Annotated in this window: 30 protein-coding genes and 1 pseudogene; 13 read left to right on the plus strand and 18 right to left on the minus strand. The window is 63.4% G+C overall.

Annotation, left to right across the window (positions count from 1 at the left end):
* Positions 1-158: 158 nt before the first annotated feature.
* Positions 159-665, minus strand: a complete 507-nt coding sequence (locus ACG873_RS11620; RefSeq protein WP_394891881.1) for a DUF1993 domain-containing protein — start codon at positions 663-665, stop codon at positions 159-161.
* A 125-nt stretch (positions 666-790) separates the two neighbouring features.
* Here ACG873_RS11620 and ACG873_RS11625 point away from each other — a divergent pair, with 125 nt between their 5' ends.
* Together ACG873_RS11625 and ACG873_RS11630 are read left to right on the plus strand one after the other, a co-directional pair.
* Positions 791-1,837, plus strand: coding sequence for a DUF1176 domain-containing protein (locus ACG873_RS11625; protein WP_394891883.1), 1,047 nt, complete (start codon positions 791-793; stop codon positions 1,835-1,837).
* Between the two features lie 52 nt (positions 1,838-1,889).
* Positions 1,890-2,237, plus strand: coding sequence for a GFA family protein (locus ACG873_RS11630; RefSeq protein WP_394891885.1), 348 nt, complete (start codon positions 1,890-1,892; stop codon positions 2,235-2,237).
* Positions 2,238-2,240: 3 nt separating this feature from the next.
* Here ACG873_RS11630 and ACG873_RS11635 read toward each other — a convergent pair whose 3' ends face one another.
* From ACG873_RS11635 to ACG873_RS11670, 8 genes are all read right to left on the minus strand, one after another.
* A complete protein-coding gene (locus ACG873_RS11635; protein ID WP_394891887.1) occupies positions 2,241-3,122 on the minus strand; it encodes an alpha/beta hydrolase in 882 nt (293 codons plus the stop codon).
* Positions 3,123-3,204: 82 nt separating this feature from the next.
* A complete protein-coding gene (locus ACG873_RS11640) occupies positions 3,205-4,812 on the minus strand; it encodes an NTP transferase domain-containing protein (protein ID WP_394891889.1) in 1,608 nt (535 codons plus the stop codon).
* Entirely contained in the window at positions 4,809-5,516 is a 708-nt protein-coding gene (locus tag ACG873_RS11645) for an XdhC family protein (RefSeq protein ID WP_394891891.1), read from the minus strand. The genes ACG873_RS11640 and ACG873_RS11645 overlap by 4 nt, the downstream gene beginning before the upstream one ends.
* A 4-nt stretch (positions 5,517-5,520) precedes the next feature.
* Complete coding sequence (locus ACG873_RS11650) at positions 5,521-5,859, minus strand: XdhC family protein (RefSeq protein WP_394891892.1); 339 nt, start codon at positions 5,857-5,859, stop codon at positions 5,521-5,523.
* Positions 5,856-7,136, minus strand: coding sequence for a vWA domain-containing protein (locus ACG873_RS11655; protein WP_394891894.1), 1,281 nt, complete (start codon positions 7,134-7,136; stop codon positions 5,856-5,858). Before ACG873_RS11655 ends, ACG873_RS11650 begins: the two co-directional genes overlap by 4 nt.
* Positions 7,137-8,066: an AAA family ATPase gene (locus tag ACG873_RS11660; RefSeq protein ID WP_394891896.1), complete on the minus strand. Its 930-nt coding sequence runs from the start codon at positions 8,064-8,066 to the stop codon at positions 7,137-7,139. It abuts the gene before it with no gap.
* A gap of 41 nt (positions 8,067-8,107) precedes the next feature.
* A complete protein-coding gene (locus ACG873_RS11665) occupies positions 8,108-8,602 on the minus strand; it encodes a flavin reductase (protein WP_394891898.1) in 495 nt (164 codons plus the stop codon).
* A gap of 76 nt (positions 8,603-8,678) precedes the next feature.
* A complete protein-coding gene (locus ACG873_RS11670) occupies positions 8,679-9,017 on the minus strand; it encodes an antibiotic biosynthesis monooxygenase family protein (protein ID WP_394891899.1) in 339 nt (112 codons plus the stop codon).
* Positions 9,018-9,201: 184 nt separating this feature from the next.
* On the opposite strand from ACG873_RS11670, the gene ACG873_RS11675 reads away from it, so the two are divergent.
* Complete coding sequence (locus tag ACG873_RS11675) at positions 9,202-10,269, plus strand: branched-chain amino acid ABC transporter substrate-binding protein (RefSeq protein ID WP_394891902.1); 1,068 nt, start codon at positions 9,202-9,204, stop codon at positions 10,267-10,269.
* Positions 10,269-11,272, plus strand: a pseudogene (locus ACG873_RS11680) (P1 family peptidase). Before ACG873_RS11675 ends, ACG873_RS11680 begins: the two are co-directional and overlap by 1 nt.
* 9 nt (positions 11,273-11,281) lie before the next feature.
* Here ACG873_RS11680 and ACG873_RS11685 read toward each other — a convergent pair.
* Both ACG873_RS11685 and ACG873_RS11690 read right to left on the minus strand, forming a co-directional pair.
* Positions 11,282-11,533, minus strand: coding sequence for a DUF2171 domain-containing protein (locus ACG873_RS11685; RefSeq protein WP_394891903.1), 252 nt, complete (start codon positions 11,531-11,533; stop codon positions 11,282-11,284).
* 368 nt (positions 11,534-11,901) lie between these two features.
* On the minus strand, positions 11,902-12,204 hold the full coding sequence (locus tag ACG873_RS11690) for a hypothetical protein (RefSeq protein WP_394891905.1): 303 nt from the start codon (positions 12,202-12,204) through the stop codon (positions 11,902-11,904).
* Between the two features lie 174 nt (positions 12,205-12,378).
* On the opposite strand from ACG873_RS11690, the gene ACG873_RS11695 reads away from it, so the two are divergent.
* From ACG873_RS11695 to ACG873_RS11710, 4 genes are all read left to right on the plus strand, one after another.
* Positions 12,379-13,095: a DUF2259 domain-containing protein gene (locus tag ACG873_RS11695; RefSeq protein ID WP_394891907.1), complete on the plus strand. Its 717-nt coding sequence runs from the start codon at positions 12,379-12,381 to the stop codon at positions 13,093-13,095.
* Positions 13,092-13,631: a hypothetical protein gene (locus tag ACG873_RS11700; protein WP_394891909.1), complete on the plus strand. Its 540-nt coding sequence runs from the start codon at positions 13,092-13,094 to the stop codon at positions 13,629-13,631. The genes ACG873_RS11695 and ACG873_RS11700 overlap by 4 nt, the downstream gene beginning before the upstream one ends.
* A 61-nt stretch (positions 13,632-13,692) precedes the next feature.
* On the plus strand, positions 13,693-15,000 hold the full coding sequence (gene purB, locus ACG873_RS11705; protein ID WP_394891910.1) for an adenylosuccinate lyase: 1,308 nt from the start codon (positions 13,693-13,695) through the stop codon (positions 14,998-15,000).
* Positions 15,001-15,066: 66 nt separating this feature from the next.
* Positions 15,067-15,243: a hypothetical protein gene (locus ACG873_RS11710; protein WP_394891912.1), complete on the plus strand. Its 177-nt coding sequence runs from the start codon at positions 15,067-15,069 to the stop codon at positions 15,241-15,243.
* 14 nt (positions 15,244-15,257) lie between these two features.
* Here ACG873_RS11710 and ACG873_RS11715 read toward each other — a convergent pair whose 3' ends face one another.
* Entirely contained in the window at positions 15,258-16,070 is an 813-nt protein-coding gene (locus ACG873_RS11715; RefSeq protein ID WP_394891913.1) for a VOC family protein, read from the minus strand.
* Between the two features lie 164 nt (positions 16,071-16,234).
* On the opposite strand from ACG873_RS11715, the gene ACG873_RS11720 reads away from it, so the two are divergent.
* Together ACG873_RS11720 and ACG873_RS11725 are read left to right on the plus strand one after the other, a co-directional pair.
* Positions 16,235-16,783: an RBBP9/YdeN family alpha/beta hydrolase gene (locus ACG873_RS11720; protein WP_394893462.1), complete on the plus strand. Its 549-nt coding sequence runs from the start codon at positions 16,235-16,237 to the stop codon at positions 16,781-16,783.
* Between the two features lie 274 nt (positions 16,784-17,057).
* Entirely contained in the window at positions 17,058-17,315 is a 258-nt protein-coding gene (locus ACG873_RS11725) for a YjhX family toxin (RefSeq protein ID WP_394893464.1), read from the plus strand.
* 42 nt (positions 17,316-17,357) lie between these two features.
* Here the strand turns inward: ACG873_RS11725 and ACG873_RS11730 are convergent, their stop codons facing one another.
* Together ACG873_RS11730 and ACG873_RS11735 are read right to left on the minus strand one after the other, a co-directional pair.
* A complete protein-coding gene (locus ACG873_RS11730) occupies positions 17,358-17,789 on the minus strand; it encodes a CBS domain-containing protein (RefSeq protein ID WP_394891915.1) in 432 nt (143 codons plus the stop codon).
* Between the two features lie 120 nt (positions 17,790-17,909).
* On the minus strand, positions 17,910-18,641 hold the full coding sequence (locus ACG873_RS11735; protein ID WP_394891917.1) for a rhomboid family intramembrane serine protease: 732 nt from the start codon (positions 18,639-18,641) through the stop codon (positions 17,910-17,912).
* Positions 18,642-18,995: 354 nt separating this feature from the next.
* Here ACG873_RS11735 and ACG873_RS11740 point away from each other — a divergent pair, with 354 nt between their 5' ends.
* From ACG873_RS11740 to ACG873_RS11750, 3 genes are all read left to right on the plus strand, one after another.
* Positions 18,996-19,634, plus strand: a complete 639-nt coding sequence (locus ACG873_RS11740) for a PAS domain-containing protein (RefSeq protein WP_394891919.1) — start codon at positions 18,996-18,998, stop codon at positions 19,632-19,634.
* 114 nt (positions 19,635-19,748) lie between these two features.
* Positions 19,749-20,363, plus strand: coding sequence for a PilZ domain-containing protein (locus tag ACG873_RS11745; RefSeq protein WP_394891920.1), 615 nt, complete (start codon positions 19,749-19,751; stop codon positions 20,361-20,363).
* Between the two features lie 272 nt (positions 20,364-20,635).
* Complete coding sequence (locus ACG873_RS11750; RefSeq protein WP_394891921.1) at positions 20,636-21,241, plus strand: transglutaminase-like cysteine peptidase; 606 nt, start codon at positions 20,636-20,638, stop codon at positions 21,239-21,241.
* 122 nt (positions 21,242-21,363) lie between these two features.
* Here ACG873_RS11750 and ACG873_RS11755 read toward each other — a convergent pair whose 3' ends face one another.
* From ACG873_RS11755 to ACG873_RS11770, 4 genes are all read right to left on the minus strand, one after another.
* The gene (locus ACG873_RS11755; RefSeq protein ID WP_394891922.1) at positions 21,364-21,891 is read right to left on the minus strand and encodes a gamma carbonic anhydrase family protein; all 528 of its coding nucleotides are present in this window, start codon (positions 21,889-21,891) and stop codon (positions 21,364-21,366) included.
* A 108-nt stretch (positions 21,892-21,999) separates the two neighbouring features.
* The gene (locus tag ACG873_RS11760; RefSeq protein ID WP_394891923.1) at positions 22,000-22,146 is read right to left on the minus strand and encodes a hypothetical protein; all 147 of its coding nucleotides are present in this window, start codon (positions 22,144-22,146) and stop codon (positions 22,000-22,002) included.
* Positions 22,147-22,149: 3 nt separating this feature from the next.
* On the minus strand, positions 22,150-24,027 hold the full coding sequence (locus tag ACG873_RS11765; protein WP_394891925.1) for a beta strand repeat-containing protein: 1,878 nt from the start codon (positions 24,025-24,027) through the stop codon (positions 22,150-22,152).
* Positions 24,028-24,527: 500 nt separating this feature from the next.
* Entirely contained in the window at positions 24,528-26,705 is a 2,178-nt protein-coding gene (locus ACG873_RS11770; RefSeq protein WP_394891926.1) for a calcium-binding protein, read from the minus strand.
* Positions 26,706-26,863 lie beyond the last annotated feature (158 nt).

Here is a 26,863-nt window from a genome sequence, read left to right on the forward strand (position 1 = left end):
TCCCGGTTTGCACCTGTTCCGATGACAGCCTCCCTCGCCTTTCGACAGATCGTCCCGCTTCACCGTTAGGGCAAGGCGGTTAAAAATCACCCCGAAACATGCGGAGGAATTTACCGGCTGAGCGGCGACCGGCGCAAACGCCGGCCGCGCTGCCCGGATCAGATCGCGCCGATGAAATCGGTCTTGCCCAGCGGCACGCCATTGTGGCGCAGGATGGCGTAAGCGGCGACGACATGAAAATAGAAGTTCGGCATGCCGAAGTTGAGAAGGTATTGCTGGCCGGTGAACGTCACCGGGCCACCCCGCAGCCGCATCTCGACGGGCCTTTCCTCGGATCCGTCTATGTCGGCGGGCGCGAAGCTTTCGAGATAGCGCACCGTTTTCGCGATCCGTTCCTGAAGTTCGGCGAAGGACGCTTCATTGTCCTCGTAGCTCGGAATCTCGCGGCCAGCCAGGCGAGAAGCGATGCCCTTGGCGTTGTCGCTGGCGATCTGGACCTGTTGCGTCAGCGTGAGCATGTCGGGCGCAAGCCGCGCGGAAAGGAATACCTTAGGGTCGATCTTGCGCGCGGTGGCGTTTTCCTCCGCCTTGGCAAGCACTTGCGACAGCGCGTTCAGCCGGTTCACAAGAACTGGAATCGAAGCCTGGTACATTGAAATCGTCATATGAGAATATCCCTCGGACGGCCGGAATGGCCCCGTCCGCAGATAGGGATCCGGCAGAGCATCTTTCAAGCGCCATCGGCTCGCCCAAATCCGTGATAGCCTGTATTTGTCGATGGAGATTCCCGATGAGGAAAACAATTCTTGCCGCAGCCATGTCCGTGTCGGTGGCTGGCGTCGTCTCCCCCTTGAATGCCCGCGCCGCCGAACCGGACTATCTCGACGACCGGTCCGACGCGGAAGCGGTCTTGAAATCCTTTTACAACGCCATCAACCGCCGCGAATTCTCCCGCGCCTGGTCCTATTTCGGCGAAACCAAGCCGTCGGCGAATTTCGAGAGCTTCGTCGCCGGCTTCGAGGACACGAAATCGGTGCGCGTCATGACGGGCGAACCGGGCGCCGAGGGCGCAGCCGGCAGCACTTACTTCAACGTTCCGGTTGCGATAGCAGCGACCGGCGCGGACGATACCGAGCGGGTCTTTGCCGGCTGCTACACGGCGCGTCTCGCAAATCCGCAGATTCAGGAGCCGCCTTTCACAGGGTTGCATCTCGAGCGCGGCGACCTGAAGCCAACCGATAAGCCTGTCGAAGAGGCGCTCCCTAAACAATGCGGCGAGGGACCGCCGCCTCCGGAACGCGACGCCGAACTCGAGCAGGCGAAGAGGGCTTTCGCTGCAAGCCATGGCGAGGAATGCACTTCACCGGGCAGCGATGCGCAACCCGCCGAGCCGGAGCGCTACGTCATCAAATTCCACAGCACCGCCGATCCCGACGAAGAGCAGGAGGCGCGGCTGTTCCGTTTCTTTTGCGAGTTGGGCGCCTACAACGAAGGCCACTTCTATTACCAGGCCGACGTCATCAGCGGCGTCAGGGAAATCCATTTTGCGACACCCGAACTCCAGATCCAGTACGTAAACGGCGACAGCGAAGGAAAAATCGAGGCCATAAACATCATCGGCTATCGAAGCGAAGGCGAACTCATCAATTCGTCCTACGAAGAATCGACGAAGACCATCACATCCAACGAAAAATGGCGCGGCGTGGGCGATGCCTCCTCGACCGGAACATGGCTGTTCCGGGACGGCGAGTTCAGTCTCGTCCAGTACGATGTCGATGCGACCTACGACGGCGAGATCAATCCGGAAACCATACTGGATTACAATACCGCGCCTTAGGTCCGCCCACGCGTCCCACTTGCCGGCCTCCATCGTTCCAGGGAGAAAACGCATGCTCTACAAAGGCAGTTGCCATTGCGGCGATATCGCATTCGAGGTCGAGGGCGAACTTTCGGCGGTTGTGGCGTGCAATTGCTCGATCTGCTCCCGCAAGGGAGCGCTGCTGTGGGCGGTGCCGCGCGACAAGCTGCGCCTGACCGGCTCCGGAAACGGCATGGGAACCTACGTGTTCAACAAGCATGCCATCGAGCACCGCTTTTGCCGGATTTGCGGCATCCATCCATTCGCCGAGGATGCGGCATCCGCGGGCGAGCCTACGGCCTACGTCAATATCCGCTGCCTCGAAGAGATCGATCTGGCCTCCGTACCGGTGATCGACTTCGACGGCCGGTCGATGTGAAGGTCAGCGCGCCGACAGCATCCAGTTCAGCGTTTCGCGCCAGTCGGTCATACGGATCGGCGTGCCGTGCGTGCCCGTCTCGAACCGCACGAAGCGGGCTGGATAGTTCGGCGACTTCGCCTTGATCGAGCGGAAGAAGGCTTCCTGCTTCTCGACGGGAAAGACGGTGTCGCGGCTGCCGTGGCCGAAGAACACCGGCACGTTTTTGCGAAAGGCGAGACTGGCCAGAAAGCCGTCGTACCCGTGCGAGCCGAGGAGCAGAAGGCCGGCGAGTTGCGGCCCGACCGCCTTGTCGCTCGCCAGGTTCCAGCACAGCGCGCCGCCCATCGAGCCGCAGGCGACGAAGACTTTCGCTCCGGGCGACTGCGCCTTGTAGTGGGCGATCAGGGCGGCGATTTCCGCCTGACCCTTCTCGCCAAAATCGGAAAAATCCGGCGACAGATAGAGCCCGCCATTTCGGACCATCAGGTTCTTGATGCGGTTGAAATTGCCGCCGAAGCTGAAGTCGTCGACGCCCTGCTTCCGGCTGCCGCCTTGCCCGTGCAGGTAGATGGTGATGAACTTCGCGCCCGCGCCCTTTCCGACCGCGACGTGGCGGATTTTGCCCGTATCGGTCCTCAGCACCAGATCCTGCTGCAGCTTGCGCACGCCGGTCGAGACATATTTGGCGCGCGCCTGCCGCTCAGGGACTTGGTCGCGGCCGTTGATGTCGCGCATCTCGTCATAGTCGACAACCGTGTATGGCCCTTTTTGCGACAGGATGCTCGGATAGGCGAACAGCTCGTCCTTGAACGGTTTCAGGGTTTCGGCTGAGGCTAGCGACGGAAGGGCGGACAGGAGGAGAACTAAGACAATGCGGCAAAACCGGATGTAGGATTTTTGCACGCCTGCTCCTCGATTCGGCGGTCCGATGGACCTCCTTGTCGTCAAACAATTTGTCAACAGCAAGATGGTTTTGACGGACAGCTCAGTCCTGCAGGACGCCGCCGGCGTTTTCAAGCGCATCCCTGGTGTCGACATCGATACCTGCGCCTTCACCGATTTCGACATCGACGACGTTCAAACCTTCCGCCTCGACCAGATGGCGCGCACCGGTATCGCCCTCAAGCAACGAGACCGCGTGGAACAGCGATCGCGGCAGGATCACTGGATTGCCCCGCTTGCCATTGTGCACGGCCCTGACAACCGCCGCGCCGCCTGATTTCTCGAACGCGCCGATTAGGTGATCGAAATCACCGGTCGAGACGCCCGGCATGTCGGCGAGCACGATCATGGCGCCGGCTACGTCCGCCGATAGGCTAGCCACGCCCCGCTTCAGCGAGCCGGAAAGCCCGGAGACGAAATCCGGATTGTGGACGATCTTCACCTCGAGGTCGGACAGCGCGGCGCTGATGCGGTCGGCCTGGTGGCCGGTGACGACGGTCACGCCTGCTCGCGACGCCAGCGCCCGCTCGGCCGAGCGGCGGACTAGCGGCTGGCCCTCAAACAGCGCCAGCAGCTTGTTCGGCCCGCCCATGCGGCTCGACCGGCCGGCGGCGAGCAGCACGATCTCGACCGTCGGCTTGACTGGTGCGGCTGGCGCTTCGCGCGGCTGCGGCCGGGTCGGGATCTCCATCAGGAGCCCGCCGACGCCCAGCCCGGCAATATCCGCCGCCGTCACGTCAAGGCCCGCGATCAGGCGGTCGAGCACCCAGTCGAAGCCGTTTTCCTTGGGGCTGCGAGCGCAACCCGGCGCGCCGAGCATCGGCTTTCCGCCGAGCCTGCCCAGAACCAGCAGATTTCCCGGATCGACCGGCATACCGGTGCGGACGACTTCGCCGCCGGCAGCGCGGATGGCCGCGGGAATGACATCGTCGAAATCGCTGACCGCCGATGCGCCGAAGACGACCACGAGGTCGCAATTCTCCGCCAGCTTGGCGATGGCCGACGCCACCGCGTCAGTGTCATGCGGCGTCCGCTGCTCCTCGACAACCCGGCTTTGCGAACGCGCCAGACGCGCCTCGGTGATGCGCGTGGTCTTGGCGAGCACGCTATCCTTGATGCCGGGCAGCACGGTCTGGACGATGCCGACCTTCTTTGGGGTGAAGGGATGGACGGCGAAGATCTCGCCCCGTCCGCAAAGCCCGGTCACAGCCTCGACCGTTTCGCGAGGGACCGCGAACGGGATAATCTTCACGGTCGCAACCATCTGGCCCTGCTCGACCGCCGCGAAGTTCGCCAGCGTGGCGATGGTGACGGCTGGATCGACGGCGTTGATCGCATCGATCATCGCTGCGTCGACGGTGAACACGCCGGCCTCGCGCGCGTGGAGATTGACACGGCCGGTGGATGGCGGCCTGGCCTCGACGCCGTGAAAAAGCATGCCGCCGGCGATCATCGCCGCCGCCTCGTCTTCGCCGAGATCGTTCGGCGCAAGCACCGCCGCGACCACTTCGGCTACGCCCGCCGCCTTGAGCGCCGCGACATCGTCCCCGGTCAGCACATGCGCCTTGCGCAGGCGCCGGCCGGCGAGCTGGATCGAATGCGCCAGCACCGCGCCTTCCGCGTTCTCGATCGGAACAGGACCGAACCTCACGCCGCTTCGCCCTTGGCGGCTGCCGCCCCGCGCGAGCGGAACGCCTGGATCACTTGCGCCAGCACGGCCACCGCGATCTCCGAAGGGCTGGCCGCGCCGATATCGATGCCGATCGGCGCGTGGATTCCTGCGATCTCGTCAGCCGTCGCGCCGGCCGCCAGCAGGCGCTCGACCCGCTTCGCATGGGTTTTGCGGCTGCCGAGAGCGCCGACATAGAAGCAGTTGGCGTCGAGCGCCGCCTTCAGCGCAAAATCGTCGATCTTGGGATCATGGGTGAGCGCGGCAAGCGCGGTGTAGCCGTCGAGGGGTCGCGCGGCGAGAACGTCCTGCGGCCATTCAGGATGAAGCGTTACGTCAGGAAACCGATCCTTCGTGGCGAAGGCGGTTCTTGGGTCGATGATCTCGAGCGGATAGCCGGCGACGCGCGCCATCGGCGCCAGCGCCTGACTGATATGCACGGCACCGATCACCACCAGGCGCGGCTGCGGCAGATGCGCGTTGAGGAAGAACGTCCGCCCGTCGACCTCGACCGAGCCGGAGCTTCCAGACCGGAATGCCCTGGCGACCGCCTCGCCGAGCCCGCCTGCAACAACATCGCCCTCACGTACGATCCGGTCGCTACCATCGCTAAGGTCGGTGACCAGGATGGCTGCGCGCCGCGCCCGGCGCTCCTCGTTCAATTTTTTCAGCGAAACAGGATTCATGCTCTCAGCCTAACCGCTCAACGTAGACCTTTATGCGCCCGCCGCATGACAGCCCGACCTGCCAAGCGGTTTCGTCGGCGACGCCGAACTCCAGCATCCTCGGCTTGCCAGTCTCGATTACGTCGGCGGCTTCCGCGACCACCGCGCCTTCGACGCAGCCGCCCGAAACCGAGCCGTGGAAGTTGCCGTCGGCGTCGATGACGAGATGGCTGCCGGCCGGACGCGGAGCGGAACCCCAGGTCTCGACGACGGTAGCGATTGCCACCTCCTTGCCGTCCTGCAACCAGCCCTCTGCGATCACCAGTGGGTCGCGGCTTTCGTCGAGATGAGCGAGATCGTTCATGGTCGATCCTCCGTGAGAAGAATATGTTGCGCCGCGCGCGGCCTGCCAATAGCCAGCCATCGGCGCGGGTCGACGTCACGGCTCGATGCCTTGTCGAGCGAGGCGCAAAGGTCGGCCAGCGCGTTCAGATTGTGGACCGCGCGAAACTCGTCGACATGCGGCAGCATGGCCCTGACGCCACGGGCGCGCGGCTCGAAGCCGTCGAAGCGCAACAGCGGGTTCAGCCAGATCAGCCGGCGGCAGGATTTTCTCAGCCGCTCCATTTCCTCGCTGAGGCCGGCGACGTCGTCGCGCTCGAGCCCGTCGGTGATAAGGAGCACGACCGCCCCCTGCCCCAGCACGCGGCGCGACCACAGCCGGTTGAACTCATGCAGCGTGTCGCCGATGCGGGTGCCGCCCGACCAGTCCTTCACCGCCGCCGAGGCCTCGGCGAGTGCCTCGTCGGGATCGCGATGGCGCATCTGGCGCGTCAGGTTGGTGAGGCGCGTGCCGAAGACGAATGTATGCACGCGCCGCCGCTTCTCGGTCAGCGCATGCAGGAAATGCAGGAATATCCGCGTATACTGGCTCATCGATCCGGAAATGTCGGCCAGCACAACCAGCGGCGGGTGGATTTCCCGCCGCGTGCGGAATTTCGGCAGGATCAGCGCGCCGCCGGTGCGGGCTGCGGAACGCATCATAGCGCGCGGATCTATGGTGCGGCCGCGCTGGTCGAGCTTGAAGCGCCGCGTCGCCACCATCTCGAAAGGCAGCGTGAGTGCGCCTATGGCGCGCTTGGCGTCGCCAATCTCGGCAGCGCTCATCTGGGCAAAATCCTTGCCGCGCAGCACCTCGTTGCCGGAGAAGGTGAAGCGCGCGTCGACTTCGATCTCGGGAATTTCGCGCGGCGGCTGGTTCTTCCGGTGGCCTTCGAACATCGCGTCATTGACACGGCTTTCGGCGGCCCGCGGTTTTTCCCGTTCGCGCTCTGCGGGAACGACCGGCAAAAACATCGCCAACATCTTTTCGATCAGTTCGCGCGATTTCCAGAACAGCCGGAACGCCTCGTCGAAGGTGGCGTGATCCTCATGCCGGGTGACCAGCACGGCATGCAGCGTCCAGTAGAAATCCTCGCGGGTTCCGATGCCCGCAGCCAGCACCGCCTCGATCGCGTCCTTCACCGAAGCCGGCCCGACCCGCATGCCGGCCTTGCGCAGCGTGCGGGCGAAATAGACGATATTGTCGGCGATGCGGCCTTCCGGCCTTGCCGATATCGGAACTGACTCGAAGCTTTCCATCTACTCCGCCGCCGAGAGTTCCGCCTTCACTTCATGGAGAAGGCGGCGGCCCTCGCCCTGTTCGATGCGGGCGATGTCGTCCTGATATTTCAACAGCACGCCGATCGTGTCGGAGACGGTCTCGGGATCGAGCGCTATCTTGTCGAGTTCGGTGAGCGCGCCGGCCCAGTCGATGGTCTCGGCGACACCCGGCACCTTGAAGAGATCGATCTCGCGCAGCTTCTGAATGAAGGCGACGACCTCCGCCGAAAGGCGCTGGTTGGCCTGCGGCACCTTGCGCCGCACGATCTCCAGTTCACGTGTCGCGTCGGGGTAGTCGACCCAATGATAGAGGCAGCGCCGCTTCAGCGCGTCGTGGATCTCGCGCGTCCGATTGGTGGTGATGATGACGATCGGCGGCTCCTCGGCCTTGATCGTGCCGAGTTCCGGCACGGTCACCTGGAAATCCGAAAGAATTTCCAGCAGGAACGCCTCGAAGGCCTCGTCGGTACGGTCGAGTTCGTCGATGAGGAACACCGGGGCAGCGCCCGCCTCGCCGGTCAGCGCTTCCAGCACCGGCCTGCGGATCAGGTATTTCTCGGAGAAGACGTTCCGCTCCATGTCGCTGCGCACCACCGAACCCGCCGCCTCCTCCATGCGGATTTCGATCATCTGGGCGGCGTAGTTCCACTCATAGACCGCTGAGGATACGTCGAGCCCCTCGTAGCACTGCAGGCGGATGAGCTTGCGGCCGAGCGCCTGGGCGAGAACCTTGGCGATCTCGGTCTTGCCGACGCCTGCCTCGCCCTCCAGGAAGAGCGGCCGCTTCATGCGCAAGGAGAGGAACAGGACGGTCGCCAGAGAACGGTCGGCGACATAATCCGCGCCCGCCAGCATGTCGAGCGTCTCGTCGATCGTCTGCGGCGCGGGACGCGGTTGCAACTCGCTCATTCGACCTCCGGAATGCAGGGCGGGCGCTCGGGACCAAACCCCTAAAGCGCGCGGTAGCCCCTGTTGAAATAGATCAGCGGTTCGAGCGTATCGCCGATGCGCAGACCTGTCACCTTGCCAAAAAGCACCCTATGGGTGGCATGATCCTTGGTGTCGACCAGTTCGCAGTCGAAGACGGCGAGCGCGTCCATCAGCGTCGGTGCGCCCGACGCGATCGTGTCCCAGCGCGCCAGGGCAAAGCGCTCCTGGGGCGGCAGACCGCTAAGGCCCGAAAACGCGACTGCCAGCGGCTGCTGCTCGGCGCGAAGCGTGTTCAGCGCGAAATTGCCATTCTTCAGGAAGGCATCGTTGTTGGGATTTTCGCGGTTGACGCAGACCAGGATCGTCGGCGGCGCATCGGAGACCGAGCAGGTGGCGATCACGGTCGCGCCGCGCTTGCCGGCCGGGCCGTCGGTGGTCACCACATGGACAGCGCCGGCGAAGTTAGCCATCGCGTCGCGATAGGCCTGCGGCCCGATGTCGTTTTTCTTCAGCACCGGCGATTTCCCGTGATTTGCATTGCCCGCTATATATGGGCATGAAGCGCGCGCCACAAGCGAGCCCGGCAAGCCGCTAAATGTCCAGCCGGGTGTAGTTGGCGATGTCGGTCTTGATACCTAGCCGCGAGAACATTTCCTGGCGATCGAAGCCGATATCCGCGTGCAGCTTCGCCACCGCCGCCGACACGCGGCCAATTGCATCCTGGCTCGACCATTCAACGAAGGTCACGATGTTGAACTCGCCCGGGCCGGATTGCTGCTCGAGGATGAAGTCTCGCACGAAGCCGTCCTGGCCCCGCAACAACGCATGGGTCGTCGCTACCCGGCCCAGGAACTCGTCCCGGCCGTGCTCCGGGACGACGAACTTGTCGACCCGATAGAGCGGCCCGCCATTCGGCTTTTCTTCTACCATCTCATTCTCCTTACCAACCCCGTTTTGCGCGGCATGACAAAACCAGTCTGCAACCTCAACTATGCTTTAGGTCAAGGGCCATTCTCGTCTTCAATCTCACGAGTTGCGCGGGAAGCGGCCACCCTTTACCAGTGGCGGCAACACAGGCGGCCCTGGAGCCGCCGGACGGAGGACGTCGAGCGACATGCGACTTGGCACAAGCTGCCTGGCGGGGATAGCCGGCCTGTTGCTGGCCGCACAGGCGCATGCCCAGGAGCCACAACTCGGCATTTCAGCACCGCTCAGCGGCCCGTCGGCAATTCTCGGCGCACAGGTCCTGGAAGGCGCATCCGCGGCTGCCGATGCAGCAGAACTGGAAATCGCCGACGATGCCTGCACCGGCGAAGGCGGCGCGAGCGCAGCACGCCAGTTCGTCGAGGCGAAGGTGCGGGTTGTCGTCGGCTTCCTGTGCACGGAAGCGATCGAGGCGGCGCTGCCCATCCTCAAGCAGGCGGGCATTCCTGTCATCACCGTGGGCATCAGAACCGACAGCCTGACGGACAACCGTGAAAAGACCGGTTGGCCGGTTTTCCGGCTGGGGCCGCGCGCCGGCGGCGAGAACACAGCCGCCGCCGCCATCCTGCCGAAGCTCTGGCGCGACAAGCTTTTCGCCATCATCGACGACGGCACGATCTATGGCCGCGAGCTTGCCGAAAGCGTCCGGGCAGCCGCCGAGCAATCCGCCCTCAAGCCGGTCTTCACCGACAATTTCCGGCCGCAGATGGACAACCAGGTCGGCCTGATCGGGCGTCTGCGCAAGGCTGGCGCGACACATGTCTTCGTCGGCGGCGACCGTGACGACATCGCGATCATGGCGCGCGACGCGGCCGCCACTGGCGCCGACATGATCTTTGCCGGCGGCGAGGCGCTGCGCGCAGCATCCGGCGAAGTGCCGCTTGCCGAAGGAACCCTCATGATCGGCCTGCCGGAATGGTCTGAAATCGCCGACAGGAGGGCGCTCGCGGTCTTCAGGGAGCGGCAAACAGCGCCCTACGGCTATGTCCTGCCATCATTCGCGGCGGTCGAAATCGCCCGCGCCGCCCTCGCATCTGCGGATGCTGCCGGCAAGCCCTTGCCGGAGATCCTGGCGGAGCGGGAATTCAAGACGGCGATCGGACCTATCCGCTTCGACGACAAGGGCGACCTCGCCGACAACCCTTATCGCGCCTTCCGCTATGACGGCACGCGCTTCATTCCATTGGGAGATGACTGATGTTCCGGTCTGGCCCGCGCAACCTGATCACCGATGTCGACGGCTTGCTGGTCGGCAATGCAGACGACGCGCGGCTGAAATCGGGCGTCACGGCAGTCATCTGCGAGGAACCGGCGGTTGCCAGCTACCAGATACTCGGCGGCGCACCGGGCACGCGCGAAACCGACCTGCTCGAGCCGCACAATTCCGTTCAAGCAATCAACGCGGTGGTTCTCTCCGGCGGCTCCGCCTTCGGGCTCGACGCAGCCTCGGGCGTCCAGGCGGCGTTGCGCGAACAGGAATCGGCTTTGAGGTGGGCGGATACCGCGTTCCGATCGTTCCGAGCGCAATCCTGTTCGACCTTCGCAACGGCGGCGACAAGAACTGGGGCCGCTACCCGCCCTATCGCGAACTCGGCTACGATGCCGTGCAGGCGGCAAGCCGCGATTTTTCGATCGGCACGGCCGGCGCCGGAACCGGAGCGCTGTCGGCCGGCCTGAAAGGCGGCCTCGGCTCGGCTTCGGTCGTGCTCGACAACGGCATCACCATCGGGGCGCTCGCAGCAGTCAATCCGATTGGCTCGGTGACGGTGGGGCGCAGCCGCCATTTCTGGGCTGCTCCTTTCGAGATCGGCAATGAGTTCGGCGGCCTCGGCTATCCCTCGCCGGTGCCGGAGAACGCCAGGAAAGTCCTGCTGAAATTTCGCGACATGAACGCGACCGGAAATACCACGATCGCCGTCATCGCAACCGACGCGATACTGACCAAGGCCGAGGCCAAGCGCCTCGCCATCGCCGCGCATGACGGCTTCGTCCGCGCCATCTGGCCGACGCACACGCCGGCGGACGGCGACCTTGTCTTCGCGCTGGCGACCGGGCGCAGCGGCAAAATGGTCGAACTGGACGACGCGATCGACCTCTATGCCGCCGCCGGCGCGACAATGGCGCGCGCCATCGCGCGGGCGGTTTATGCTGCAATGCCCGCCGAGGGCGATCTGTTTCCGGTATGGTCGTCCCGCCGCTGAGCAGGGCGGTTACATTGGGCGCGCTTCTCCCTCGAAGGTGACGGCCACGTCGGCATTGGCCGACAGGCGCACCTTGTTGCCCTCCACCTCCGCCACGAGGCTCCCCGGTATGAAGTGGTGATGCCCCTTGTGGGAGCCTTCGCCGCTGTCCTTGCGCGTCAGCTTGATACGCTGGCCTTCGACCTTGTCCACCGTGCCGATATGGACGCCATCGGCGCCGATCACTTCCATATGCTCGCGAATGCCGCTCATGTCAGCCATGGTCTGCCTCCTTCGTTTCTGGCCTGACGCCCTAACGGCCTGCGGCAGGATTGGATGCATTGCGTTCGTGAACGCGACGGTAGGGTTCGCCCATGACATTCCTGATATTGCGGCGACCCTGATCGGGCGCGCTTCTCCCTCGAAGGTGACCGCGACGTCGGCATTGGCGGACAAGCGCACCTTGTCGCCCCTCCAGTTCCGTGGCGTCCTTCATGGGAGCCCTCGCCGCCGTCCTTGCGGGTCAGCTTGATGCTGCAGCCACTCCGCCTGCTCGCCCCGCTCCGGCGTAGCGTCCAGTGGCACTGTCAACCTGGCCTCGAACGCCCCGCTCGCATGCCTCACCGACAGGATTACGTGATCGGGTGCCTTTACTCCACCAGCTCGGCCAGGCGGGGGCAAAGGTTCGGATCCCTGGTCTGGATGGCGGCGAGCAGGTCAGCTCGCCTCATCTTCAGCACGCAGTCGCATCTCTCCTCGTCCCGCTGGAAGGTCTGCGTCAGGAAGCGGGCGACCTCCCAGTGCGGCCTCTTGTCCCGCTCCCGGCTCTGCATATGGGACAGGTCGGCCACCAGCTTGGTGGCCTGCTCGCAGGACGTGAGCTCGAGCGGACCAGTGGCGTGCGCGTTGAAGGCGAAGCCCAGCATCATGCACAGTGTCAGCAGTCCTTTCATGTTACTCTCCCATGGTTGGTCCGCCGCTCGTAGAACTCCGGCCGCTCATATCGGCCATTGGCTGCCTCCTTCACCTGACCTTAACGGCCGGCGGCAGGAGTTGGATGCATCGCATTCATGAACGCGACGTTAGGGTTCACCAGTGATATTCTGGCGATGGCCCGCGGAGAAACCATGCGAACCGCCCTTGCCCTGCTTATTCTTCTGGCGGCCGCGCCGGCCTCGCTTGCGGGCGATGTCGCCGAACTCGAAATTTTGGGCTTCAGCGATGACGGCTCGGTCTTCGCCTTCGAGGAATATGGCGTCCTCGACGGCTCCGGCTTCCCCTATTCCAACCGTTACTACATCGATGTCGACAGCGATGAGTTCCTGCCGGCAACGCCGATCCGGGTGCGTCTCGATGACGAATACGCCACGATCGAGGAAGCGCGACGGCAATCGCGCCAGCGCGGCGAGAAGATCGTCGGCCAGTCGGCGCTCGCCGCCAACCGGGGCTTCACCGCCGGCTCCAACGCTGTGACCGAATTGTCGGCCGATCCCCACCGTATGCTGGTCAATCCGCGGCCGATCTTTTATCCGGTAGACGAGCCGCTGGAATTCCGGCTGGAACGCGTGCCGCTCAACGGCACGGAACGGTGCCAAAGCCACGGCGAGGTCAACGGCTTCCGCCTTCTGCGCATGGACGCCTCGGAAGGCGGGCGGACGCAGGTGCTGCACGAGGACAAGTCGATCCCGCAGAGTCGCGACTGCCCCTACGACTACGGCATAGGCGCGGTGCAGACCTTCTACCACGACGGCGGTCTGTCCGCTTACGCCGTGATCATATCGGTCAGCGGGTACGGTTTCGAAGGCCCGAATTTCCGCTGGCTTGCGGTTACGGGGCGGTGGTGACCCTGCCGGCCAACAGCGCTGCCCATGGTCGTGCCGGCAGCAGCGCGTTTTCGGCACGGCTGCGTCGCGCCGTGCCTTCTATCGGCACAGCTCTAGCCGGAGCGGTGATGTGGGGGCTGGCGATGGGCGCCAGCGCCTATGCAAACCTGCTTCTCGGAGCGTGGGAGACGCCGGCCAAGCTCCAGTTCGTCGCCGCGCTGTTTGCTGTGAGCGGCGCTGTGGCGTTTCCGCCGGGGCTGTTCCTCGCCCGGCTCTTCTCCCAAGGGCGGCGTGCCGAAGCGTCCTTCGCCGCCGCGTTCATTTCCTTCGCCGTCGCCACCATGGCGATGACCGCCGCGCTCTACGCATTGCAATACCGCCTCTACTATTCGGCATGGCACGCCGAGACCTTCTCGGTCACCTGGGCGTTCCAGCTTGTCTTCACGGCGCTCGCCGCGCTTTACCAGTTCGCGGTGCTTGGCGTGCGGCTGTTCTTTCCGCTCGGTTTCGCGGCGCTGTTTGCCGTCGCCATCTGGTTCACGCGCCGTCCACGTTGAGCATTGCGGCCGCCTCTGTTAGGACGCGGCAGGATTTGCCTCAAACTGAACTGGACCCGAGATGATCCCTCGCTATTCGCGGCCGGAAATGGTCGCCATCTGGTCGCCGGAAACCCGCTTCCGCATCTGGTTCGAGATCGAGGCGCATGCCTGCGACGCGCTCGCCGAACTCGGCGTGATCCCGAAGGAAGCCGCCAGGACGATCTGGGAAAAGGGCGGCGCCGCCAAATTCGACGTCGAGCGCATCGACGAGATCGAGCGCGTCACCAAGCACGACGTCATCGCGTTCCTCACTCACCTCGCCGAGTTCGTCGGACCCGATTCGCGCTTCATCCACCAAGGCATGACCTCGTCGGACGTGCTCGACACCTGCTTCAGCGTGCAGCTCGCCAGGGCGAGCGACATTCTGCTTGCCGACATCGACCAGCTTCTGGCCGCATTGAAGCGCCGCGCCTTCGAGCACAAGGACACGGTCACCATCGGGCGCAGCCACGGCATTCACGCCGAGCCGACGACGTTCGGCATCAAACTGGCGCTTGCCTATGCCGAGTTCTCGCGCTGCCGCGAGCGGCTGGTGCATGCGCGGGAAGAAATCGCCACCTGCGCGATCTCGGGCGCTGTCGGCACTTTCGCCAATATCGATCCGCGCGTGGAAGAGCATGTCGCGGCAAAGCTCGGGCTGAAGCCGGAGCCGGTGTCGACGCAGGTCATTCCCCGCGACCGGCACGCAATGTTTTTCGCTACGCTTGGCGTGATCGCCTCCTCGATCGAACGGCTGGCGACGGAAATCCGGCACCTCCAGCGCACCGAAGTGCTCGAAGCGGAGGAGTATTTCTCGCCGGGCCAGAAAGGCTCGTCGGCGATGCCGCACAAGCGAAATCCGGTGCTGACCGAAAACCTGACCGGACTGGCGCGGATGGTGCGGTCTTTCGCGATGCCGGCCATGGAGAACGTGGCGCTGTGGCACGAGCGCGACATTTCGCACTCCTCGGTCGAGCGCATGATCGGCCCCGACGCGACGATCACGCTCGATTTCGCGCTGGCGCGGCTCACCGGCGTCATCGACAAGCTGGTCGTCTATCCCGAAAACATGCTCAAGAACATGAACAAGTTCCGCGGCCTGGTGCATTCGCAGCGCGTGCTGCTGGCGCTGACGCAGGCCGGCGTCTCGCGCGAGGACGCCTACCGTCTGGTGCAGCGAAACGCCATGAAGGTTTGGGACCACGGCGCTGATTTCCTTGAGGAACTCCTGGCCGACAGCGAAGTGACCGCCGCCCTCCCGGAAAGCGAGATCCGCGAGAAATTCGACCTCGGCTACCACACCAAGCACGTCGACACGATCTTTAGGCGGGTGTTCGGGCAGGCCTGATCCGGAACCCGCCGCCATCGTCCAACGTTGTGCATCCGGTTCCAATCAGGATGGACGGCAGTGAGAATGGCCGATCGCAACATGACCACGGCAGACAGCAAGATGGTGTGGTTCGCCGCCGGCGCGCTGGCGATGGCCGCTCTGGTCGCTTTATTTCTCTACGCGGACGGGTATTTCGACCGATCCGACAGCATCGAACTGAAGATCCAGGTGCCCGAGAACGGGATCATCGAGGGTCAGTAGCGCTCGCTGCCCCATCATACCTCGTTCGGCGCCACCCGGATGACCGTACCCCAAGGATCCTCCAGCGACTTTTCCGTCGAAGTTTTCGACGAACGCATCTCGATCCACGCAAGCCCTGCACGGCCCGGATCGCGCTTGCCGGCTCCGGCGCTCTGCCAACGGTTCGCGCCGATATGGTGGTGGTAGCCCCCGGAAGACAGGAACACGGCATCTGCACCGTATCGCGCCACGGTATCGAAGCCGAATTCGTCATGCCACCACGCTTCGGCCGCGACCGGATCGCCGACGCGCAAGTGAACATGGCCGATCACGCTGTTTTCCGGCGCGCGCCGCCAGCCTGCGTCGCCCGCCGGAATCGCCGCGACAAGGCCTTCAATATCGAGCCTCACCGTTGCCATCTCGATGGACGAGCCGCGCCATTTCCAGGTGTCCTTCGGCCGGTCTGCATAGATCTCGATGCCGTTTCCTTCCGGGTCGTTCAGATACAGCGCCTCGCTGACAAGGTGATCCGATGCGCCGCTAATCGGAATGAGCTTTTCTATCGCGTGTCTTACCCAACGGCCGAGGTCGGCGCGGGTCGGCAGCAGGAAGGCCGTGTGGAAAAGTCCGGCGCTGCGCGGATCGTCGGGCTTCGCGGCCGGGTCGGCCTCGATGTCGAGCAATGGCCGGCCGCCGGCGCCGAGCGTGATCGCTCCGCCGTCGCGCGACAGTTCCTCGAGTCCGACGACGTCGCGGTAGTATTTGGACAGCTCCTCGGCGTCGCGCGCCTTGAGCCCGACCCGGGCAACGCTGACCGGGGTGGTGGCGGCAAACGGAATTTCTGACATGTCGGGCTCCTTGGCGGCCGAAAATCAACTTGCGCCGAACATCGGCATGCACGCGGCATCGCGCAAGCGCGGTGGGAGCGAACACGCTGTTCATCATAGCGATGCGATTGCTGCGCGTCCGCAAAAGGTTGCGCGCGCGGCGCAGCGTGGCTACATGGCGCGCCATGAAGGTCAAGGACACAGACATACTGATCGTTCCCGGCTACACCAATTCGGGGCCGGAACACTGGCAGAGCCGCTGGGAAGCGAAACTCTCGACGGCAAGGCGCGTGGAGCAGGCGGAATGGTCGAAGCCGGTTCGCGAGGACTGGACCGCACAGGTGGCAAAGGCCGTCAACGAGGCCGAGAAGCCGGTGGTCTTCATCGCCCACTCGCTCGGCGTCGCCACCGTCATCCAGGCCATGCCGCAGTTCAGGAAGCCCATCGCCGGTGCGTTTCTGGTGGCGCCGCCCGACGTCGCCAATCCGGCCATCAGGCCAAGGCACCTGATGACCTTCGGCCCCTACCCGCGCGAGCCGCTGCCCTTCCCGTCGATCGTGGTTTCGAGCAGCAACGATCCGTTCTGCCCGATCGAGGTCGCCGAGGATATCGCCTCAGCCTGGGGCTCGCAGTTCATCCACGCGGGTGAGGCCGAGCACATCAATGCCGAAGCCGGCTACGGGCCATGGCCCGAGGGCACGATGGCCTTCGCAAACTTCCTGACCAGGCTTTAGAGCCGCGCGTCCCTTCGAACGCGCAAAGGACGCGCTAGGACTTGAATCTACGCCGGTTCCCGGACCGCAGCGCGAGCCGCCCGTTGCTCGGGCGGGCGCGGTCCGCTATATGGCGAGCATCCCATGGAGTGTGGATGTCTACTTCCGCTCAGACCCGCTGAAGCCTTGAGCTTCTACTAGAAGCCAGGGCATGAAAACCGAAACCGCCGTGCCGCTCATTCGGCTGCGGCTTTTTGTGTTGGCCGCGAGGCCAGGTTTTCCGGAATTCCACAACATGGACATATCGCGCAGCGAACAGCGCATCCTGCACCTGCTTGCACAGGGCGGGCGCATCGAAATCGAAAAAGACGACAGGAAACGCATCGAGACGATCCACTGCCTGACCCGCGACGGCTGGCAATATCCCGGATTCGATCTCGACCTGTTCAGGAAACTGAAGCGGAAGAAGGCAATCGCCTCTTCCGAAGGCAGCCCCTACCGCATCACGCGGCGCGGGCTGCGGCTCGTCCGCTCCGAACTCGACAACAGATAGGCGCAGGCGCCGCCGGCTTCTCACAGGCCGGCGGCGCCTGGTTCAAGCCGTGGCGATATAGGCGCGTATCTCGGCGGCTTCGCGCTCGACGTCCTCGATGCGGCGCTTGACCACGTCGCCGATGGAAATGATGCCGTCCAGCATGCCGTTCTTTTCGACCGGCAGATGGCGGAAGCGGCCCTTGGTCATGATTTCCATGACCTCGTTCACCGTATGCTGTTCGTTGCAGATTTTCACTTTCGGCGTCATCACCGTACGCACCGCATGGTCGAGAGCATCGGCGCCCTCCTTGGCCAGGCAGCGAACGATGTCGCGCTCGGAGAGGATGCCGACGATCTTGCGGTCGCCATTGGTGATGACCAGGGCGCCGATGCGGTGCTCGGCAAGAAGCCTTATCGCATCCGACAATTTCTCGTTCGGCCCGAACGTGAACACGTCATGGCCTTTCTCTTCGAGAATAGCCTTCACAGTCATGGCGTTGCTCCTCCTCTTCGCAGGCGGCGACGGGGCGCCGGCCGCGCCCTCGCTCCGCCAGAGACGCATCGTGCCTCCCGGACATCGCCTTTTCAAGCGGGAAGCGCAGGCGGCCGTGCGTTACGGGTTACGCGGCGGCGCGCGGTCGAACAGGCGGATGCCGAAGAAGCCGGCGAGGAAGCCCCCTATGTGCGCTTCCCACGCGATGCGATCTTCGACGCCGGGCGCGAAGCCCACCAGTCCGGAAACCAGATTGACGGCCATCCAGATGACGAGGAAAGTCAGCACCCCGCGCATCCGCAACACGAGCGGTACGGGAAGGGGCTCACCGGCGAAGGCCGCCCGCCCTTCCGAGCGGTCGATGCGGAAACCGAACCGCGCTGCGGCGCCCATCATCCCCGAAATGGCGCCCGACGCGCCGACCAGCGGCGACGAATCGAGCGGGTGGAACATGTAGTGGAGCCCGGCCGCCGCCAATCCGGTGGCAGCCCAGAATGCCGCGAAGCGGGCGGCGCCCAGCCGATTGGCCAGCGGCGAGCCGAACGCGGCGAGCCAGATCATGTTGATCGCCAGATGCGCGAAGCCGCCATGCAGGAAGGCGTAGGTGAACGGGCTGGAGAACGCATAAAAATCGATGTCGAACTGCCCGGAATAGCGGATCGGAATGAAGGCCGTGCGCACCAGAAGCGCGAGATCCTGCTCGACATCGAGCGCATAGAGCCGGATCAGATGGACGCCAGCGCATATCCCGATCGCGGCAAGCACGACGCCGGGTAGATTGAACGCCGGCTCCCGGCGCTTCGGCGCGCCATCCTGATCGTCTTCGCTAGGCTCGGGCGGCGATTGGCTCATGCTGCGTTCCAGGGGAATCTGAACGTCACTTAGGACAAGGCCGACCGAATCACAAAAGAAAAGCCGCCCAGGGTTTCCCCTGGACGGCTGGTCGAGCCCCTGCTCTCCCCACAAAACTTTGACTGAAGTGCTGCCGGCCGCTGCGAAGCGACCGCTCCGGAGTGATTTCAATGTGTCACAGGGCGCCCGGCCGGACAATCTAAACCATTGGTTAACCTTAACGTCCCCGACCCGTTAACAACTGACAACCGGACTGGCACGCAACCTGCTCCACCCCGCATGTAAGACCATCAGACAACGCCCCTCTGTTCGCCGATGGGACACCGGACAGCAGATCGCGCGGAGCGGAGAAGCATGAAACAGAATGGATCGATCAACCTGTTCCAATACTGGAACCGATTGCGCAACGGACGCCCGGCGCCCAAACGGACCGAGATCGAACCGGCCGACATCAAGTCGCTCCTGGCCGATACCTTCATTCTCGAGAAGGACACGCGCGGGGAAGCCGTCTTCCGGCTGGCCGGCACCCGACTGTGCGCGGTTTACGGCCGCGAATTGAAGGGGTTCTCGTTTCCTTCGCTGTGGCGCGCCTCGGATCAGCGGCTGATCGCAAAGCTTGCGCACGGCGTGTTCCAGTCGAAAACGGTCGTAGTCATGTCCTATGACGGGCTCAGCCGGAACGGGCGATCCACGTCTTTCGAACTGCTGCTTCTGCCGCTCGACGGCGGCATCGAAAGCCCGCGTTCGCTAGGCGTCATTTCCCCGACAGACAAGCCGTTCTGGCTGGGCGCCGACCCTGTCGTCGATGCGGTTCTCGAATCGGTGCGCGTCGTCGATCCGGACCTCGAGCCCATGTACCTGAAGAATCGGCCCGCGGTCACCGTGCCTTCGCTGGAGCCGAGCTACGCCGCCCTGTCGGGATCGGATTCCCCGACCAGCTCGGCACGTCGCATCCGTCACCTCGTCCTGCTTCCGGGCGGCCGTGAGGGCTAGGGAATTTTACCGGGTACTGGTTGTAGCTTACCCGTTATTAACCTCTTTTGTTGTATTTTCACGCCATATTCCTGAATAAGCGCGAATGAAAATTCGAGCGGGATTGAGGCAGTGATGAGGTTAGCGGCCATAGACTATCCGCCAGCGAGGGCGGAGAGGCGCAATTTTCAGCGCGTCAAAGTCAAGATCTATGGCCGTTACATGCTTGAGGACCGCACCGAGCATCCATGCCTCGTTTTCGACATGTCGCCCGGCAACGTCTCCCTCCGCTGCGAACGCCTCGGCAGGCCGGGCGAGAAGATCATCGCCTATATCGACCATATCGGCCGTGTCGAGGGGGTTCTGACCCGAACGCTGCAGGACGGCTTCGCCATGACGGTGATCGCGTCCGACCGCAAGAAAGACAAGCTTGCAGCGCAGCTGACCTGGCTCGCCAACAAGCATGAACTCGACCTGCCCGAGGACCGCCGCCACGAACGCGTCGCTCCGCGCAATCCCCTGAGCTCGCTGCATCTCACCGACGGCCGCCAATATCCGTGCCGCATCATAGACCTGTCGCTGTCGGGCGCCGCGCTCGAAATCGACGTGAAGCCGGCGCTTGGCATCCAGGTCGTACTAGGCACGATGCGCGGCCAGGTCGTGCGGCATTTCGAAGACGGCATCGCCATCGAGTTCGCGGTCGTCCAGCGGCCCGAAACACTGGACTCCGAATTCAACGCTCCACGCTGATCCGCGCTGCAAAGCAAAATCGGAGCCGGCCATCAGGCCGGCTTTCGCTTTTCAGCCCTCAGGCGTCGCCTCGCCAAGCTGCTCTTGCGCGCTCAGGCGCAGCGTCGAGTGAGCGTTCGTTGCAATTTTAGTTTAATTTCTCTCTTGTTTTATTATTATTCGATTTAAACATAGATAGAATTACATCTTGATTTTACTCAACATGTACTTCGTCTTTTTGCGTGAAGTAAATCCACCTGTGGCAGTGTCTCCTCAAACGGGGACATACCACAATGACAAGAACGACGGGGACATCGTTGCTGTTTGCGGCTATCGCCGGGCTGGCCGCAATGACGGGAACGGCCAGTGCTGCGCAGCCCTTCATGCAGACAGCTGGCCGCACCACGCAGCCGGTGGGACACTATGAGCTCTGCCAGCGCCAGCCCGACGAATGCCGGCAGAAGTCGGCGAACAAGGCGCCGGTCGAACTCACCCGCAGCCTCTGGGCGGCGATGGTCGAGATCAACAATGTGGTCAATACGATGGTCATGCCGCGTACGGACATGGAGATGTGGGGCCGCGAGGAAGTCTGGTCCTATCCCGACGGCATCGGCGATTGCGAAGACTACGCGCTCGAAAAGCGCCGCCAGCTGATGGCGCTCGGCGTACCGGCGGGCGACCTGCTCTTGACGGTCGTGCGCCAGCCGAGCGGCGCCGGCCATGCCGTCCTCACTATGCGCACAAGCCGCGGCGAATTCGTCCTTGATAACCTTGAACCGCGCCTGCTGGCGTGGAGCGACACCGAATACACCTTCCTGAAGCGTCAGTCGGAGCGCAACTCTGGCCTCTGGGTGCAGATCGACGACGGCCGCGCCGACGCGGTCGCCAGCGTGCGCTAAAGGCAAGGTCAGCCAAAACCCGGTCGAGTCCCCACCCTCCCCGTCCCCACGACCGGGTCAGGAGCCGGCCCAGTCCCCGGGCCGGCTCCGCTTCTCTCGAGGCGGCTGCCCCGAGCGCCAAGTCAAACCGGCTTCAGCCCGGCCTTGAAGCGGCGGCCGTTGGCGACATAGTGCTCCGCCGAAGCGCGCAGCCGGCCTGCGGCCTCCGCGTCAAGCATCCGCACCGCCTTGGCCGGCGAGCCGACAATCAGCGAATTGTCGGGAAATTCCTTGCCTTCCGTCACCAGCGCGCCGGCGCCGATCAGGCAGTTCCTGCCGATGCGAGCGCCATTCAGCACGATGGCGCCCATGCCCACCAGGCTGTTTTCGCCTATGCTGCAACCATGCAGGATAGCCCGGTGGCCGATTGTGCAGCCCTCTCCGACCGTCAGCGGAAATCCCGGGTCGGTGTGCATGACGACGTGTTCCTGCACGTTTGAGCCGGCGCCGATAACGATCGGCTCGTTGTCGCCGCGGATCACGACGCCGAACCAGACGCCTGCGTCACGGCCAAGTCGGACATCGCCGATGACCGTCGCATCGGGCGCGATCCAGTTGCTGCTCTCGTCCTCGAACCGTGGGCTGATATTGTCGATGGCGTAAAGCGGCATTGTCTTTCCAGGCCGGTTGTTGAGACGATGGGAGCCGCTCCAGAGCGTTCCCATCGTTGTTCTGATTAATCCGCCTGGCGAGATTTTGCCAGCCGGACCTTTCGTCGGTCAAACGATGAAGAAATCGGCGTTGGTAAGCGCCAACCCGGAAGCGAGGTCGGCGAACAGGTAGTTGCCGCCAGCGGCGTTGCCGTTGCTGTCGTACCAAAGCCTGCCGATGTCGGTCTCGTAGATGATGCGACCGTCGGCGTCCAAATCTCAGACGACGAGAAAGTCAGCGTTGGTGACCCCCAGGCCGCTGTCGAGGTCCGCTACCAGGACGTTGCCGCCGGCGCCATTGCCGTTCGAGTCGTAGTAGATCTGGCCGTTGGCGCTGTTGTAGATGATGCGGTCGTCGGCATCCTGCGCCAGGCCCGTAGCATTCGAGCGGAACGCATTGGCCGAGAGCACGCCTGTGCCGAGAGACGTGAAGATCGCATCGTCCAGCTGGATCGTGTCGTCGACGGGCTTGAAGTCGGTGATCGTGTCAATGTTCGTTGCACCGAGCGCCGTGTTGAAGACGAAGGTGTCGTTGCCGTGGCCGCCCGTCAGGGTGTCGGCGCCTTGGCGGCCATTGATCCCGTTGTTGGCGCCGTTGCCGACGATGGTGTTGGCGAGGCTGTTGCCTGTCGTGTTGATGTTGCCCGAGCCGGAGAGCCGGATCACCTCGACGAACTGGTCGACAAAAGCCTTGGACACGGTGGTGTAGACGGTGTCGGTGCCTGCGCCGTTGGCTTCGATCGTTTTGTCGAGCATGTTGTCGACATAATAGGTGTCGTTGCCCAATCCACCTTCCATGACATCAATGCCGCCGCGCCCGTCAATGGCGTTGTTGCCGCTATTGCCGGTAATGGTGTTGTCAAGGTTGTTGCCGATGGCGCTGATCGAGCCTGTGCCCAAAAGCACAATGTTCTCGACGAACTGCGATGCGACCGAGAAGCCGACGCTGGTCCGCACGGTGTCCGTGCCGGTTCCCGCGCCGTTCGCCTCGACAACCTTGTCGCCGATGTTGTCGACGTAATAGGTGTCGTTGCCATTGCCGCCGATCATGGTGTCCGCGCCGACGCCGCCGTCAAGCGTGTCGTTGTCGTCGCCGCCGTCGAGCGTATTTTTGCCGGCGCCGCTGCGCAGCGTGTCGTTGCCCGCGTCACCCAGGATCGTGCCCGTGACCAGGCCGGCCACGCCGTTGTAGATGTCGTTGCCGGCGCCGAGATTGACCGCCGTTCCGAAGGTGCCGGTTATCGATCCGTTGTTGTTGACGGTCGTCGCGCCCCCGAAGTCATCGAGCCCGATGACGCCGGCGACTGCGCCGTTGACGGTGACGGTGGTGGTCCCGGTGCCATAGTTACCGACGAAGATGCCGGTGCTGTTAGCACTGCTGATGGTGCCATTGACAGTTGCAGCGAGATCGCCTCCGAGGTTGATTTGCGCGAAAATTCCGCGGGAGTTGGCGAAAATCGATCCGGTGACGTTGATAGTGACGTCGCCAGCGGAGCTAAAGGCTAACAAGCCGTCCAGGCCGGCAAAGGTCGTGCCGTTGAGGTTGGCGAGGATATTCCCCGAGCCGCTTTGAAGGACGATGGCCTCGTAGAGGCCGCCGAGGCTGTTGCTGATGGTGGTTCCGGCAGCCTGGGTCAACGTGAGGGGGCCGGTTTCGGCCCCGATTTGCACCGCCCGTCCGACGTTTGCCGTGATGTTGTTGTTGAGCGTCGCGCTGACGCTGCCTGCGCCGTTGTTGGCGATCTGCAGCGCAGAACCGCCGATGTTGGTGTGGTCGGTGATGAAGCCGGTTCCGCGATAAGTGACCGAGCCGCCATTGCCGACCAATTCCACCCCTGCGGCCCCCAGATTTACCTCAGTGACGGTCACGCCGCCGTTGTTGGTCATCGCGATGTCGCCATTCACCGCAATCGTCTGCAAGCGCAGGCCGAAGCCGCCGACCAGGACACCCGTGTTCACCACGCCGACGATATCGTCGGCGATCGCGTAGGTCCGGTCGTTGGTCGCGCTGCCGTTGAATGTCGTGTCGGTCGTCAATGTATTGGAGACGACGGTCACCCGGGTCGGGTTCGCTCCAGTCACCGCGATTGCCATCATGTACTCCCGTGGTTGAGGCCTAAGTCATAGAAATTCCAGCGCGGCAGAGCGCGTTCTCGTTTCCTGGAGATGTGAATGCGGCCACAGTATCCCCCACACTACCGCAATCCATATTCGTGGATCGCATGCATCCGGTCCGCCTGCAGGCAGAATACTGAAGACCGGCAAGTGCCGTCGCGTGTGCTAAATCTCCGCCGCGCGATAATATTGCAACGCGGAGCCCAGACTGGCCGCTTCTCGAGGCCCCCGTAGATCTGGGAGTACCCAGATTGCTCCATTCAACCTGCACGCGCAAGTGGGTGGACTTGCGGGGGGCCTGGTTGATCCCGGCGGCATGGGTTTAGCGGACAGGCGTATGGGTCGTGCACGAAAACGGGATGCGCGCCGGAAGTTCGCTCCGGCGCGCATCCCTGTTGTTTTCGGGCCGATCAACGGGCTCGCCGGATGTCGAAAATCCGAAACGAGTGTTTTCCCCGGCCTGCAGCCGGCGGCGATCCGCCTCAAACGATGAAGAAATCGGCGTTGGTAAGTGCCAGTCCGGAAGCGAGGTCGGCGAACAGGTAGTTGCCGCCAGCGGCGTTGCCGTTGCTGTCGTACCAAAGCTTGCCAGAGTCGCTTTCGTAGATGATACGGTCGTCGGCGTCCTGTGCGGCGCCTGTGTTATTGGTCCTGAACTGGCCGGCCAACAAGGTGCCGAGGCCGCCACCGCCGCCACCACCGGCTTGCGTGAAGATAAAATCTTCAAGCTGGATAATGTCATCCACAACGTTGAAGTCAGTGATGGTGTCGACGTTGGTCGTGCCGTTCAGCCCGGTCCGGAACAAGAAGGCATCTGCGCCGAGCGCCCCGGTAAGAACATTGTTTGCGGCATTGCCGGCGATCGTGTTGGCGAGATTGTTGCCCGTGGCATTGATCACTGCGGTTCCGGTCAGCGTGATGTTCTCCACGAATTGCGCGGCGGCCGAATAGGTCACGGACGAGTTCACCGTATCGGTGCCGGTGCCGGCTCCGTTCGCCTCGACCACCTTGTCGGCCGCATTGTCGACGTAATAGGTGTCGTTGCCCAATCCACCCGTCATGGTGTCGGCACCGCCGCGCCCGTCGATGGCGTTGTTGCCATCGTTGCCAGTGATGGTGTTGTTCAGATTGTTGCCGACGGCGTTGATCGAGCCGGTGCCAAGCAACACCATCTTCTCGACGAACTGCGCGACCACCGAATAGTTGACGGAGGTTCGGACGGTATCAATGCCCGTGCCGGCCCCATTCGCTTCGAAAACCTTGTCGCCGATGTTGTCGACGATGAACGTGTCGTTGCCGGTGCCGCCGTACATGGTGTCGATCTCTGTGCCACCGTTGAGCAGGTCGTTCCCGTTGCCGCCGATCAGCAGATCGTCTTCGCTGCCGCCATACAGTTCGTCATTGCCGCCGCCGCTGTGCAAGTCATCCTGGCCGCCGAGGCCGTGAACGATGTCGCGCAATTCATCGCCCCCGAAAAAGTCGCTCGCGCCATCTCCGGTCGTGGTGCGCACGATCTCCGTCACTTCGGCGGTAATCTGCCCGCCGTCGCCGTCGGTGGTGTTGTCCTGCCAGGCGGTGACGAATTGGCCGGACAGCAGCCCGGCGACAGCCGATTTCACATCCATGTCGGAGGAACCGGTGACCGAGAATTCCTCTGTCACCGCGACACCTTCCGGGGTGAAAACGCGTGCCTTGATATCAGAGTCGGTCGCGTTGAACTGCTTGGTCCAGCTGACCACGATGAAGCCGTTCTCCAGGACCGCAATGTCGGGTTCGATCTCAGGCTGCAAGGAAGGAGTGTTGACGCGGATGTAGGTATCCGGCGTGATGTTCTCGCCATCGCCGTTGAAAATCTGCAGCGTGATGCCCGAATTGCCGCTGTCGACGCCGCCCGAGCCCGTGTCGGTATAGACCACCGCCCATTTGCCGTTGGCCAGGCCAACCACCTTGGACTGGGTGTTGTCGCCGATTGAGCCAACGATGAAATCGTCCACCTGCGTCGAGCCGTCGGCATTGTAGATGCGGGCGCGGATGGTCTGATCGGCCGGATAGGTGTCGGTATAGGTGACGACATAGCCGCCGGTGCTCAGCGCCGCGACGGCGCTGTCAGCCTGGTCGCCGGGGAGCGCGGAGTTGACCTGAAAGGGGCCGCTGTCGACTCCTACGCCATCGTTGCCGTAGCGAGCCTGGTAGACATTGCCGAGCATAGTGTGCGTAACCACGAAGCCGCCATCTTCCAGGGCTGCAACCTGGATGTCTGCATCCACACCGTTCGCGCTGCCCCCCGTGATATGGATCTCACCGCCGATCGGCTCCCCGCCGGCAGTGAACAAATGACCTCTGACGCCGGCATCTGTGTACTCATCGCTCCTCCAGGCCACCAATATATTTCCATTGTCGAGTTCGACCACTTGCGGCTGGCCCAGCGCCTTGGAGTCCCCGTCATGAGGTATCTTGAACGTCCCGATGCGACTGTGGGCGGCATCGTAAAAGTCGACCAGCGCTTCGCCATCAGCGATGTCGCCATTGTTATAGGCGACGGCGAAGCCGCCATTCGACAGGCCGGTCACGTCCGGCAAAAGCTGGTCGCCGGGTTCGAAGCTGTTGGCCTGGAATTCGTTCTTGGTTGCGAGGTGGGAGTAGGTGCTGGTGACGGTCATCGGATCGCTTTCTTGGATAACGGGATCACCTCGGCGCGCCCAATGCGTGCCGTTGGCTTTTCCCGAATGAATTTGTGAGTTGCCGGCCTGCCCGCCCGACATCTGACGACCGGCTGTTTGGGCTGAATCTGTAACGGCCAGATGTCGCCGTCACAGAG

This window comes from Allomesorhizobium aridi (genome assembly GCF_043769475.1).
GTDB lineage: Bacteria > Pseudomonadota > Alphaproteobacteria > Rhizobiales > Rhizobiaceae > Allomesorhizobium.

Bases quoted from the DNA above. Each gene is read 5' to 3' on its own strand.
- ACG873_RS11730 (WP_394891915.1), bottom strand. From the start codon at position 17,789: ATGACTGTGAAGGCTATTCTCGAAGAGAAAGGCCATGACGTGTTCACG.
- ACG873_RS11625 (WP_394891883.1), top strand. From the start codon at position 791: ATGAGGAAAACAATTCTTGCCGCAGCCATGTCCGTGTCGGTGGCTGGC.
- ACG873_RS11655 (WP_394891894.1), bottom strand. From the start codon at position 7,136: ATGGAAAGCTTCGAGTCAGTTCCGATATCGGCAAGGCCGGAAGGCCGC.
- ACG873_RS11750 (WP_394891921.1), top strand. From the start codon at position 20,636: ATGACAAGAACGACGGGGACATCGTTGCTGTTTGCGGCTATCGCCGGG.
- ACG873_RS11645 (WP_394891891.1), bottom strand. From the start codon at position 5,516: ATGAATCCTGTTTCGCTGAAAAAATTGAACGAGGAGCGCCGGGCGCGG.
- ACG873_RS11720 (WP_394893462.1), top strand. From the start codon at position 16,235: ATGAAGGTCAAGGACACAGACATACTGATCGTTCCCGGCTACACCAAT.
- ACG873_RS11735 (WP_394891917.1), bottom strand. From the start codon at position 18,641: ATGAGCCAATCGCCGCCCGAGCCTAGCGAAGACGATCAGGATGGCGCG.
- ACG873_RS11725 (WP_394893464.1), top strand. From the start codon at position 17,058: ATGGACATATCGCGCAGCGAACAGCGCATCCTGCACCTGCTTGCACAG.
- purB (WP_394891910.1), top strand. From the start codon at position 13,693: ATGATCCCTCGCTATTCGCGGCCGGAAATGGTCGCCATCTGGTCGCCG.
- ACG873_RS11710 (WP_394891912.1), top strand. From the start codon at position 15,067: ATGGCCGATCGCAACATGACCACGGCAGACAGCAAGATGGTGTGGTTC.
- ACG873_RS11755 (WP_394891922.1), bottom strand. From the start codon at position 21,891: ATGCCGCTTTACGCCATCGACAATATCAGCCCACGGTTCGAGGACGAG.
- ACG873_RS11740 (WP_394891919.1), top strand. From the start codon at position 18,996: ATGAAACAGAATGGATCGATCAACCTGTTCCAATACTGGAACCGATTG.
- ACG873_RS11685 (WP_394891903.1), bottom strand. From the start codon at position 11,533: ATGGCTGACATGAGCGGCATTCGCGAGCATATGGAAGTGATCGGCGCC.
- ACG873_RS11660 (WP_394891896.1), bottom strand. From the start codon at position 8,066: ATGAGCGAGTTGCAACCGCGTCCCGCGCCGCAGACGATCGACGAGACG.
- ACG873_RS11765 (WP_394891925.1), bottom strand. From the start codon at position 24,027: ATGATGGCAATCGCGGTGACTGGAGCGAACCCGACCCGGGTGACCGTC.
- ACG873_RS11620 (WP_394891881.1), bottom strand. From the start codon at position 665: ATGACGATTTCAATGTACCAGGCTTCGATTCCAGTTCTTGTGAACCGG.
- ACG873_RS11675 (WP_394891902.1), top strand. From the start codon at position 9,202: ATGCGACTTGGCACAAGCTGCCTGGCGGGGATAGCCGGCCTGTTGCTG.
- ACG873_RS11630 (WP_394891885.1), top strand. From the start codon at position 1,890: ATGCTCTACAAAGGCAGTTGCCATTGCGGCGATATCGCATTCGAGGTC.
- ACG873_RS11690 (WP_394891905.1), bottom strand. From the start codon at position 12,204: ATGAAAGGACTGCTGACACTGTGCATGATGCTGGGCTTCGCCTTCAAC.
- ACG873_RS11670 (WP_394891899.1), bottom strand. From the start codon at position 9,017: ATGGTAGAAGAAAAGCCGAATGGCGGGCCGCTCTATCGGGTCGACAAG.
- ACG873_RS11650 (WP_394891892.1), bottom strand. From the start codon at position 5,859: ATGAACGATCTCGCTCATCTCGACGAAAGCCGCGACCCACTGGTGATC.
- ACG873_RS11695 (WP_394891907.1), top strand. From the start codon at position 12,379: ATGCGAACCGCCCTTGCCCTGCTTATTCTTCTGGCGGCCGCGCCGGCC.
- ACG873_RS11770 (WP_394891926.1), bottom strand. From the start codon at position 26,705: ATGACCGTCACCAGCACCTACTCCCACCTCGCAACCAAGAACGAATTC.
- ACG873_RS11715 (WP_394891913.1), bottom strand. From the start codon at position 16,070: ATGTCAGAAATTCCGTTTGCCGCCACCACCCCGGTCAGCGTTGCCCGG.
- ACG873_RS11745 (WP_394891920.1), top strand. From the start codon at position 19,749: ATGAGGTTAGCGGCCATAGACTATCCGCCAGCGAGGGCGGAGAGGCGC.